Annotated in this window: 8 protein-coding genes; all 8 read right to left on the bottom strand. The window is 61.3% G+C overall.

From position 1 onward, the window contains the following. Positions 1-1,595: HAMP domain-containing protein (locus PMI16_RS08110; protein WP_007878354.1), on the bottom strand; the 1,595-nt coding region annotated here is incomplete at its 3' end. A gap of 9 nt (positions 1,596-1,604) precedes the next feature. Next, the gene (locus PMI16_RS08105) at positions 1,605-2,621 is read right to left on the bottom strand and encodes an ABC transporter substrate-binding protein (RefSeq protein WP_007878352.1); all 1,017 of its coding nucleotides are present in this window, start codon (positions 2,619-2,621) and stop codon (positions 1,605-1,607) included. Between the two features lie 14 nt (positions 2,622-2,635). After that, complete coding sequence (locus PMI16_RS08100; protein ID WP_007878350.1) at positions 2,636-3,073, bottom strand: response regulator; 438 nt, start codon at positions 3,071-3,073, stop codon at positions 2,636-2,638. A gap of 314 nt (positions 3,074-3,387) precedes the next feature. Then, positions 3,388-4,563, bottom strand: a complete 1,176-nt coding sequence (locus tag PMI16_RS08095; RefSeq protein ID WP_193365728.1) for a sensor histidine kinase — start codon at positions 4,561-4,563, stop codon at positions 3,388-3,390. A gap of 20 nt (positions 4,564-4,583) precedes the next feature. Next, complete coding sequence (locus PMI16_RS08090) at positions 4,584-7,580, bottom strand: ATP-binding protein (RefSeq protein ID WP_051994613.1); 2,997 nt, start codon at positions 7,578-7,580, stop codon at positions 4,584-4,586. Positions 7,581-8,079: 499 nt separating this feature from the next. Next, on the bottom strand, positions 8,080-8,430 hold the full coding sequence (locus PMI16_RS08085) for a copper-binding protein (RefSeq protein ID WP_007878346.1): 351 nt from the start codon (positions 8,428-8,430) through the stop codon (positions 8,080-8,082). Between the two features lie 29 nt (positions 8,431-8,459). Next, positions 8,460-11,600: an efflux RND transporter permease subunit gene (locus PMI16_RS08080; protein WP_007878342.1), complete on the bottom strand. Its 3,141-nt coding sequence runs from the start codon at positions 11,598-11,600 to the stop codon at positions 8,460-8,462. Beyond that, on the bottom strand, positions 11,597-12,330 hold a 734-nt coding region (locus tag PMI16_RS08075; RefSeq protein WP_034379591.1), incomplete at its 5' end, for an efflux RND transporter periplasmic adaptor subunit. The genes PMI16_RS08075 and PMI16_RS08080, both read right to left, overlap by 4 nt.

Genomic DNA, 12,330 nt, shown 5'->3' with positions numbered 1-12,330 from the left:
GGCTCGCGCTGCCGATAGAATTCGCGCATGCGCGCCACCGTCGCCGCCACATCGTCGATGGCGCGCTCCATCACTTGCAGGCTGGCGCGCCCGCGCTCGCTCAACCCGTGTTCGGTCTCCAGTAGCAACTCGGCGTACAGGCCGATCGGCGCGATGGCGTTGTTGATGTCGTGGGCAATGCCGCTGGCCATCTGGCCGAGCGCGCGCAGTCGCTCTTGCTTGGTCACCTGGGCCTGACTCTGATGCAGGTCGTCGTAGGCTTGCTGCAGCGTCGCATACAACTTGGCCTGGTTGGCGGCCAGCGCCACATGCTCGCTCAGTTGACGCAGGAATTCGCAATCGGTGCTGGAAAAATCGTGCTTCCGGCGGCGCGCCACGATCAGCACGCCGAACACGGTGTTCTCCGCCAGCAAGGGCGCCAGTACCATCGACGCCAGGCCGGCCTTGGCCAGCCGCTGCGGGAACGGGAAACCGACCGCGCCGATGTCCGGCTCGTACACCAACTGGCCGGCCACGCAACGCGACAGGCCGTTCTGGTCGATCGCAATGTGCGCCGCCTCCCCCATCGCCAGCGCCATCGACAGATCGTAGCTGCGCACGCCCACGCCGCTGACCACCAGTTCACCGTTGTCATAAAGGCAGATGGCGCCGAAGTCGACCGGCAGTTGGTCTTCCAGGCTGCGAATGACCACCTGGAAAATGCTGCGCAAATCCTGCCGCTCACCGATCGAACGGGTGATCTGGTGAAGCAGGCTCATGCGTGCCAGCTGGGCCACCACCTTGCCTTCCGCCGCCTGCCGTTCCGCCACTTCCTCCTGCAGCGCCTGGTTTGCCTGCAGCAACTCATTGCGCGAGACGGTGGTTTGCCGCAGCCGCTCGACCATGTGATCGAAAGAGCGCGCCAGGCTGCCGATTTCATCGTCGGCGCGCAGATCGAGCGCAAAGTCCAGGCTGCCGCTCCCCACCACTTCCGTAGCCTTGTGCAGGCGCGACAGCGGCGCCGTCACGCTGCGGATGGTCAGGCTCATCGCGCCCAGCACCACGATCAGGATCAGCCCGCCAAGCGCGGCGCCGGCGATCATCAAATTGTTTTGCGCAACCAGGATGTTGGCGCGGCTGATCCGCGCCAGATCATCGGCAGAGGAGATCATGCCTTGGGCGCGGTTCATGATCAGTCCGGTGAGGCGCGCCTCCAGTTCCAGCAGGATTTCGCGCCGCTCCGGCGCGCGCTGGAGTTCCGCCTGCAGTCCCTGTAATTCATTAAACAGGCTGCCGATCGACTCGAGACGCTGGCGCAGGTCGCCCAACAGGGTCAGTTCGTCGTCGGCGTCGAAGCTGCCGTTGCCGGCGATCAGCTCCTGCAGCGACTGCCGCCGCTGCTGCCATTGCAAACGGCTGCGGTTCTCGTGGTGCAGTACATATTCCAGCGACAAATAACGCAGTCCGGACGCCGCCCGCAGCACCTGGAAGGTGGCTTCTGCCTTCGCGACTTCGTGGCGCATCTGCAGCGTGGTGCGGGTAAAGATAAGCGCCATCACTGCCAGCAGGACGATGCAAATCAACTGCGCGAGCTTGAGACGAGTGGAGATTTTCACGCGCGGCCCCTAATAGATGATCGTCACCTCGGAGGGACTGACAGCCTTCATCCCATCCAGGTAGACATAGTCGAGGAAATTGGGCACCGCGCGCGCATTGCTCAGCCCGCCCTTGATCGCCCAGCGCGACTGGTCTTCCAGCACCAGCAACAGACTCTGATCAAGCTCAAGGCCGAAATGATGCGACGACCATCCGGCCAGCAGCGCCGCCTTGCCCTCGGGCGTGAGCCGGGACAGGAAGGCGGAGGCGGCGGCCGGCTGGTCGCGACAAAAGCGCTCGCCCTGCTCCAGCGCCTGCAGCAGCCGGATCACGGTTTGCGGATGCTGCCGCAGGTACAGCGTCGGCGCCACCATGTTGTAAATGCTTTCGTAGATGTCCTGCCCCGAGAGCCGCAGGGCAACCGCCCCCAGCCGCTCCTGGATGAGGCCTAGAAACGGATCCCAGCCGCTGACGGCGTCGACTTCACCGCTGACGAGCGCTTGCAGCAGGCCATCGGGCGGATAATTCAGCAACTGCACGTCGCGGGTGTCGAGACGCTGGCGATTGAGAAACACATCCAACGCGAAGTGTCCCGAGGTGGTCAGCGTGACGCCGATGCGCTTGCCTTTGAGATCGCTGCCCTGGTTGATGCCGCGATCGCGCCGCGCCACCAGCCCATGGTCCTGTCCGGTACGGAAAATGGTACCGAACACCTGGACCGGCGTGCCGCTCAGCGCGGCAAACATGATCGGGATATCGGCGACCGTCGCCATATCCGCCTTGTTCGACAGGACCGCGCTCAAGGCTTGCTTGCCGCTGCTATACGGCTGCAACTGTACGCGCAACTGGTGGTTGGCAAAATAGCCCTGGTTTTGCGCCGCCATCACCGGGCAGGCGCCCAGATAGTCGGTGTTGGTTGCAATGATGATGGATTCGGTCGCCGGCGGCGGCCCGTCTGCCGGGCGCAGCCCCAGCCATAAGCCGATACCGGCAACGAGGACAACGACGATCGACAACAGCATGGCTTTGCGGCCCGGACGTTTCATGGCGACTCCCGGCATTATTTGCTATCGGCGCCGGACGGCATGGCGCCCGACGCGACATCCCGCAGCCGCAACTCACGGAACTCGATGGCCCGCTTCAGTACGGGTAGCAAGGTGGCCGCCTTGAACGGTTTGATGATGTAATCAAGTGCGCCTATTTTCATCGCCTTGACCGCCGTATCGACCGTGCCCTCCCCGGTCATGATGATGCAAGCGATGCAAGGATCGAGTGCGCGAGCCGCCTCTATCAAGGCCAGACCGCCGATGCCGGGCATGACCAGGTCGGTCAGCAGCAGATCAAAGGAACCCTCCCGAAGCAGGGCAAGCGCCGCTTCGCCGGTCGAACAGCCGGTCGCGTCAAAATCATGCTGTCCCAATATGTCGCACAGCGCCTTGAGATGTGTGATCTGGTCGTCCACGACCATAATACGCAGAGACGAGACGAATTCGGACATATGCCCCCCGGGAAACCATCACTTGGCCTGATGATTGCGCCAAATTTATTCGCAGAAACGATTTTTAAATTATTGTTTTTAAAGTAATCGCCGTTTTTAAATCGCCTCATCGGCGTGGATGAGGCTTGAACTGCTTATATGAATAATTAATCCAAATATATTACAAACAACGCCGTCCAATACTCCCGACATGGAAAATAGGTTTAACTTTCACATGAAAAAGTTGAAAGTTGCTCAACAGGTGTGTTTTTGCACAGTGGCTTTCCGCTCGGACATCACATACTGAGTATCCATTTACCCATTGCGGGAGCGCTTTAAGCGGATTCCGGCAAGCTGAAATAGAAAATGGCGCCCCGGTCGGTTTCGCTTTCGGCCCAGATGCGCCCGCCATGGCGTTCGACGATCTTGTGCGCGATGGATAAACCGATGCCGGTGCCCTCGAAATCGCTCGATCTATGCAAGCGCTGAAACGCACCGAATAGCTTGACCGCGTAGCGCATGTCGAATCCGGCGCCGTTGTCGCGCACAAAATACACCGTATGGCCGTTTTCCGGATAAGCGCCGATCTCTACGCGCGGCCGGTCGCGGTTGCGCGTGAATTTCAAGGCATTCGACAGCAAATTGGAATAGACCTGCCGCAACAAGCCCGGGTCGCCGATGCAAGCGGGCAACTCCCCCATGTCGATGTCGACCTCGCGTTCCGGCGTTGTGGCAAGCAGCTCTGCCAGCACTTCCTGCGCCAGCGCCGCCATGCTCATCGGGCGTTTCGTCAGAGGTTGCTGCCCCAGCCGTGCCAGGCGCAACAAGTCTTCAACCAATTGTCCCATCTGCGCGATGTTGTGCTGGGCCACGCCAAGCAGCCGATTCGCCTCGGCCGGCAGTTGTCCGGGGAAATCCTCAGTCAATATCGCCAGATAGGATCCGGCAATCCGCAACGGCGCGCGCAGATCGTGCGAAACGGAGTACGAAAAAGCTTCCAGGTCCTTGAGCGCCGCTTCGAGTTCCAGCGTATGCTTGCGCTCCCGCTCTTCCAGGATGGCATTCTTCATGCGCAGATTCCGTATGGCGAGGGCCCGCTCCAGCACGGGCAGAACCACGGAAAGCTTGAAGGGCTTGAGGATGTAATCCAGCGCGCCGGATTTCATCGCGGCCACTGCGCTGGTGATCGATCCTTCGCCGGTCATGATGATGGCGACGAGATCGGGATCGATCCGGTGCGCAGCCTGCAACAGCGCGATGCCATCCATCCCCGGCATCATCAGGTCGGTCAGCAGCAGATCGAATCGCTTGTCCTGCAAGGCCGCCAGGACCTGCTCGGCAGCGGTGTATCCCGTCACCTCGTAATCATGGTCGCGCAAGGTGTCGCATAACGCGCGCATTTGCGCAACCTCGTCGTCAACCACGATGATGCGTATCATGCCGGGCTTGCCTCCGATGGCGGAAGCGTCTTCATCCGGTGCGGCGGGCGACGAAGCAGAGATAGGTTGCATGGTGGATGTCCCGGTTGCGCTCAGGTGGAGATCGGTTGACAATGCTGCGCCAACGCGAGACGCAGGTCGGCCAGCTTGGGCGGCTTGTTCAGCATGCAGTCGACATGGGCCGGCACCTCGCCGTCGGCTACCAGCCGTTGCCCCCAGCCGGTGAGCATGATCACCGGCGTGAGCGGCGAGGCGGCCTTCACCTCCCTGGCAACCTTGCGGCCGTCGACCGTGGGCATGCCGAGGTCGGTAATGACGGCGGAATACGGCGCGCCGCCTGCCAATGCCGCATGGAATGCCTCGATGCCGGCACGGCCGCCATTGACTGCATTGACGCGATGGCCGTCGCTTTCCAGGATATCCCGCAGCGACTTGAGCAGCAGCGGATCATCGTCGATCACGAGCAGAGAAAGGTTGTGCGGCGGCGCGTACGTGATCCCGACCGCCGCCGAGTCCTGGGCAGCGGCGGCGGAAAACAGCAGGCGCACGGTGGTGCCCGCCCCCTTTGCACTGTCGATTTCAATCTCGGCGCCATGCCGCTTGGCCACGCCGTAGACCATGGCCAGGCCCAGGCCGGTGCCGCGCTCTCCCTTGGTGGTGAAAAACGGCTCCAGGCAGCGTTGCCGGGTCGCTTCATCCATGCCGATGCCGGTGTCGCTCACCTCGATCGCGACGCGCCGCGCGTCTTGCCCTATCGTTGCCGGCAACGTGTCGCACCGGAAGCTGCGCACGGTGAGCGTCCCGCCGTCCGGCATGGCGTCGATGGCATTGAACACGAGGTTGGTCAGCGCCTCGCGGATCTCGCTTTCGCTGCCCCGGATGCCAGGCACGCCGGCATCGAGCTGCATGTTCAGTTCGATCACGTCTCCTCGCTTCAGCGGCATGTCGCTCCAGCGCACCCGGGTCAATTCAATCACCTGTTCCAGCATCCGGTTCAGGTCGACCGAGGTGAAGCCCGGTTGCATTTCCTGCGGCCGGTAAAATTCGCGCATGCGCGCGACGGTATGACTGACGTCTTCGATGGCGCGCTGGATGGTCTCGAGATAAGTGCGTGCGCGCTCGCTCAGGTTGGGCTCCCGCGTCAGCAAGGATTCCGCGTACAGGGCCGCCGGGGAAATGGCATTGTTGATGTCGTGGGCAATGCCGCTGGCCATCTGCCCCAATGCGCGCAAGCGCTCCTGTTGCATGACCACCTGCTGGGTCTGCCGCAAATCGTCATAGGCCTGCTGGAGCGCAAGGTAGATTTGCGCCTGGTGCGCAGCCAGGGCGACATGTTCGCTGAGCTGGCGCAGAAATTCGCATTCGCCGCTGCTAAAACTCTCCGCAGCGCGACGCGCGCAGATCAGCACCCCGAATACCTGGCGCTCCACCAGCAGCGGCGCCAGCACCAGGGAGCGCAAACCGCCGCCATGCAGGCGCGCGGGGAAGGGAAAAGGCGAACCGGCGATGTCGGGTTCGTAAATGAGCTGGCCGCGCACGCAACGCGACAAACCGTTCTCGTCCACTTGCACGCTGGCCCCCTCGCCCATGGTCAATTGCATCGCGAGTTCGGCACTCGCCATGCCGACGCAGGTGATGGAAATGGCGTTGACCGCCGAATCGTACAGGCAGATGCAGGCAAAATCCGTGGGCAGGTGTTCTTCGACGCTACGCACCGCTACCTGGAAAATGCTGCGCAAATCCTGGCGCTCGCCGATCGCCCGGGTAATCTGATGCAGCAGGTTCAGGCGCTCGACCTGGGCATTGAGCTTGCGCTGCGCTCCTTTGCGCTCCGCGATTTCAGTCTCCAGCGCCACGGTCGATCGGGCCAGTTCTTCCGTACGTTTTTGCACTTTGACCTCGAGGTCGTCGCGCGCTCGTTCAAGCGATGCGGCCTGGACCCCGAGATGTTCCGCCATGGCATTGAAACTTTGCCCGAGCTGACCGAGTTCGTCGCTGCCACGCACCGGAACGCGCGCCGTCAAGTCGCCGCTGGCCAGCACGGCGGCCGTGCCGGCCAGGGACCGGATCGGCTGCACGATGGAAGCCGCGAACAGCATGCCCACGGCCATCGCGGCAAGGATGATGAGTCCGGCAAGCGCTGCCTGGCGAACGAGCATGGCATTGATCTGCGCGCTCAGGTTTTTCTCCGGCATCATGTAAAAGACCGTGCTCGGCACCGTCTGCAAACGGCGCGCGACGCCGTAATTCCATTCGCCGTTGACCGGCGCAAAACCACGGAACATCCCCCTGTCGGGCGCCGCTGCGCGGGCGCGGTCGAATTGTTCCGGGAAGGAGCGCACGTCGGTCAGCAGTTCACGCGTCCTGGCGCCGAAGCGGCGTTCGGCGACCATGGATTCGATCACCATGGGACTCAGGGGCGCGGCAGGATGAAACACAATATCCTTGCTGTAGGAATGGCCGACACGGATGCCTTCACGGTCGAAGATCACGGCGAAACTGCGTTCTCCCGCCAGGCCGTTCATGCTTTGCGCAACGTCCCAGACCGCGCTCGCCGACACCCATAAGCCAATCATGCAAAGCGGCTTGCCATCCGCTCCCGAGACCGGCGCAAGATAGACGGAAGCCGGTTCTCCACCCAGCTCCGGTTCTGCATCGTGGATTTCCGAGATCACGGCTTGCCCCGCCATGGCGTCGCGCACGAAACTGCGATATCCCAGCCGGACGCCGGAAAGACGCGGCTCGCTCGCTATCAGCACGGCGCCGACCGGATCGATAATCGCTGCAGCCCTGATATGGGGATCGCTGACCAGTTGCACCTTGAGCGCGGCCAGCATCCCGGACTGGAGTTCTTCGCGCTCGCGCGGCGACGCCTGGCAAAACGCCGTCACCCTGGGTACTTGCGCCAGCCTGCCGGCGTTGCGCTGGTAATCCCGATGCACGGCATCCAGGCTGCCGGCCAATTGATCGCCACGTGCCGCCAGCAACGCCGCGGTATTCGCAATCAGCTTCTCGCGCATTTCGTGCTGGTCGAGCAGTGCGGTGGCCAGGAGCGGCAAAAAAGAAGCCAGTACGAGAAGAGCGGCCATTTTCAATTTCAATGGCCAATTGCTGATCCTCGAAAAAAGCATACTTCCTTTCATATGCATCGAAGTCTCCGGCATAGCGAACACGGAAATTTTGCAGTATCCATTTCCCTTTCCGGGCATGGGTCATGTCTCGGCGCGCGCCGGCATCCCGCCATCGGCGGCCATGCCGGGTGAAGCGAAAACCGTCAATACAAGGCGATGAAATCTTCTCTTTACGAGCTTTTATAATTTTCTGGTTATTCTCGACGAACCGCTCTCAAGCAAGCGCCAAACGATAGAGGGCATTGTTTTTTGAACAATGCTTGGCTGCTCTGGAAATTCTTGAATGATTTTGCACTAGTATATCCACTATCTCCCCAGCCGGAAATCCATCGTTTCGGACTGGCCGGCAAGCACAACCGGGTTCACGGCGTTGGCCATGACTTGGCTTTTATTTCTCCGCCCGCAAAATAAAAAAGCGCGTGACCGGAATGGGCCGGTCACGAGCGAATCGGTCTTTTTACCTGATCGGACGAATTGCGGTCACGACAGGCGACATCCCGCCTCCCTTCAGATCAAACGCCACTTGATCGCCCACGTTGACACCCCTGAGCAGTTTCTCATCCGACACTTTAAAAGCCATGGTCATGGCGGACCAGTTCAGTTCCTTGATAGGTTGGTGAGCAAGAATGACGGTGTTCTGTTTTGTGTCGATGTCTTTGATGACGCCGATACCGTGTGCGACCTTCCCGGCGGAATCGCTTTTACCCATATTGCTCATGTTTCCCATGTCGGCGGCAAAAGCCGACGCCGATGACGCACCAAGGAAGACAACGCTGGCGAATGCGGCAATGACGAAACGATTTTTCATGATGATTTTCCTTTCAGGTTGAAGATGAATCAAGCCTCTGCGGCTTCAGGTTGACGACCACGCATCAAGCGATACGCGGCCGGAATAACAAACATGGACAGCAATGGCGCCGTGATCATGCCGCCCACCATGGGGGCGGCGATGCGGCTCATGACTTCGGAGCCGGCGCCGCTTCCCCACAAAATGGGCACCAGGCCGGCCAGAATGACGGCGACGGTCATTGCCTTGGGACGAACGCGAAGCACGGCGCCTTCCCGGATCGCGTCTTCAAGAGCGGCGGCAGTCAGTGACATTCCCTGTCCTTGCCGGGCAGCGGCAGCCTGTTTCAGGTACAGCAACATGACGACGCCAAATTCGGCGGAGACGCCCGCCAGGGCGATGAATCCCACGCCGGTGGCAACCGACAGGTTGTAGCCTTGCAGATAGAGGAACCAGATGCCGCCGACCAGTGCGAACGGCAGCGAAGCCATGATCAGGGCTGCTTCGTCGAACCGCCGGAAAGTCAGGTACAGCAGCACAAAGATGATCAGCAGTGTTGCCGGCACCACCAGTTTCAGACGTGCGTTCGCGCGCTCCAGATACTCGAACTGCCCGGAGTAGGCAATGCTGAGTCCCGGCGCCAGTTTTACCCTGGCAGCAACCGCGGTACGCAAATCGGCAACGACGGAAGCCAAATCCCGATCCCGGACATCGACGTAGATCCAGCCGCTCGGTCGCGCATTCTCGCTTTTCAGCATCGGGGGGCCGTCACTGATCTTCAACTTCGCGACGCTTCCCAGCGTGATCTGCCGGCCGCCGCCGGTCAGGATCGGCAAATCGCGCAGTTTCTCCAGCGAGTCCCGGATTTCCCTCGGATAGCGAACGCTGATCGGATACCGCGCCAGCCCCTCGACCGTTTCTCCCACGTTCTCGCCGCCGATCGCCGAGGACACGATACTTTGCACGTCGGCGATATTGAGCCCGTAGCTGGCGGCCGCAAGCCGGTCGATATCGATGTCCACGTAACGCCCTCCGCCAAGGCGTTCGGCAAGTGCGGAACTCACCCCGGGAACCAGTCTGGCGACCTGTTCGATCTGTTGCGCCGTCTTGTCGATATCGGCAAGGCTGGTCCCGGACACTTTGACGCCGATCGGACTTTTGATCCCGGTCGCCAGCATGTCCAGCCGATTGCGAATCGGCGGCACCCAGATGTTCGACAGGCCCGGCACGTTGACGACCCGGTCGAGTTCAGCAATCAATTTCGCCGGCGTCATGCCGGGACGCCATTGATCGCGCGGCTTGAACTGGATGGTGGTTTCGAACATCTCCAGCGGCGCCGGGTCGGTCGCACTCTCGGCCCGGCCGGCTTTGCCGAAAACGCTGGCGACTTCAGGGACGGTCTTGATCAGGCGATCGGTTTGTTGCAGCAACTCGGATGCCTTGGCCACGGACAAGCCCGGCAAGGCGGACGGCATGTAGAGCAAGTCGCCCTCATCCATCTGCGGCAGGAACTCGCCGCCCAGTCGGCTGATCGGCCACAGCGTCGTCAGCAAGGCCAGGCCGGCAATGAGCAAGGTCGCTTTCGGGCGACGCAGGACGGCCTCCAGCAGCGGCCGATAGCAACGAATCAGCCAGCGATTGAGCGGATTGCTGTTTTCCGACGGGATGTTCCCGCGGATCATGTAACCCATCAGGACAGGAATCAGCGTCACGGACAAGCCCGCAGCGCCGGCCATGGCATAGGTCTTGGTGAACGCCAAAGGCCCGAACAACCGTCCCTCCTGCGCCTCCAGCGTGAAAACCGGGATGAACGACAAGGTGATGATCAACAAACAAAAGAACAGCGTCGGCCCGACCTCCGCCGCCGCCTCGCCGATCACGCGCCAGTGGGTGTCCCCTTGCAGGGATTGCCCCGGATGTTCGTGCTTCCACGCCTCGATATGCTTGTGGGCATTCTCGATCATGACGACCGCGGCATCGACCATGGCGCCGATGGCGATGGCGATGCCGCCCAGCGACATGATGTTGGCGTTGACGCCCTGGTAACGCATGACGATGAAGGCAATCATGACGCCGAGCGGCAAGGAAACGATCGCCACCAGCGCCGAGCGCAGATGCCACAGGAACAGGCCGCACACCACCGCCACGACAAGAAATTCTTCGAGCAACTTGTGCGACAGGTTGTCGATGGCCCGGTCGATCAACTGGCTGCGGTCATAGACGGGAACCACCTCGACGCCGGACGGAAGGCTCTTCTTGAGTTCTTCCAACTTGGTTTTGACGGCGGCAATGGTGTCGCGTGCATTCTTGCCGGAGCGCAGGATGACGACGCCGCCGACGGTTTCCCCCTGGCCGTTGAGCTCGGCAATGCCGCGCCGCATTTCCGGCCCCAGTTGGATGGTCGCCACGTCGCCCAATTTGACCGGGACACTGTTTTGTCCCGTCGCCAACGGGATATTGCGGAAGTCTGCAAGCGTCTTCAGATAGCCGGAAGCCCGCACCATGTATTCGGTTTCCGCCATCTCCAGCACCGAACCGCCGGTTTCCTGGTTGGCTTTCCTGATCGCCTCCACGACGCTGTCTTGCGTGATCCGGTAGGCCGCCAGCTTCACCGGATCGAGCACGACCTGATATTGCTTGACCATCCCGCCGACAGTCGCCACTTCCGCCACGTTGGGCAAGCTCTTGAGTTCATATTTCAAAAACCAGTCTTGCAGGCTGCGCAGCTGAGCCAGATCGTGTTGGCCGGTCTTGTCGACCAGGGCGTACTCGTAGATCCAGCCGACCCCGGTGGCGTCCGGCCCCAACGATGCCTTGGCCGAAGCCGGCAGGCGGCCCTGCACCTGGTTGAGGTACTCCAACACCCGGGAGCGGGCCCAATACATGTCGGTGCCGTCTTCGAACAGGACATAGACGAAGGAATCGCCAAAGAAGGAGTAGCCGCGCACGGTCTTCGCTCCCGGCACCGACAGCATGGTAGTCGCCAGCGGATAGGTCACCTGGTTCTCAACGATCTGCGGCGCCTGGCCGGCATAGCTGGTGCGGATGATGACCTGGACATCCGACAGATCCGGCAAGGCATCCACCGGCGTCGTCTTGAGTGCCCAGACACCCCATGCCCCGAGGAAAAGGACCGCAAGCAAGACCAGAAAACGGCTCGCAATCGACCATTTGATGAGTTTCTCTATCATGGCGCGCTCCGATCCAGCTTCTCGATCACGTAATCGCCATTCTTTTCACTGAAACTGACATGCACGCTGTCGCCGGTCTTGAGACCCGACGCCATGTCGGACCGCGCCAGTTTGAACGACATCGTCATCGGTCCCCAACCCAGCGAGGGGACCGGACCATGCGAGAGCGTGATATCGACGCCCTTGAGCGACTCAATTTTCCCGGTAGTGTCGTTGAGTGCGGCCTGCGCTGTATCGGCGGCAGAGGACGACGATGTGTTCAATCTTGCCAGCACGCCTTTGAGGCTGGCTTCGGAATCGATCAGGAATTGTCCCGACGTGACAACCTGCTGCCCCTCCGCGACCCCATCCAGCACGATGCTCTTGCCGTCTGCTTCCCGGCCAAGCCGGACGTCGACAGGCCGATAACGCCCGTCACCCGTCGTGACCAACAAGACATTGCGCGTGCCGGTGCGAATGACCGCTTCGGACGGAACCAACAAGCCTGAGGTTGCCTTGCCCGCCCCCAGGCTGATCCCGGCATACATGCCCGGCTTCAACCTGCCGTCACGATTGGGCAATTCGACGCGTACCCGAAGCGTGCGGCTGTCGGCATTGGTTTCGGGCAGAACGGCAAGGATCTTTCCTGTGAAGTTTTCACCCGGATAAGCGGAAAAACGGGCTTCCAGTTTGGCGCCGACGTTGACCTGTCCAGCCTGTGCCTCGGGAACGGCGGCTTCCAGCCACACGG

Source organism: Herbaspirillum sp. CF444 (genome assembly GCF_000282135.1).
GTDB lineage: Bacteria > Pseudomonadota > Gammaproteobacteria > Burkholderiales > Burkholderiaceae_D > Herbaspirillum.
This window is presented reverse-complemented; position numbering and strand designations above follow the sequence as displayed.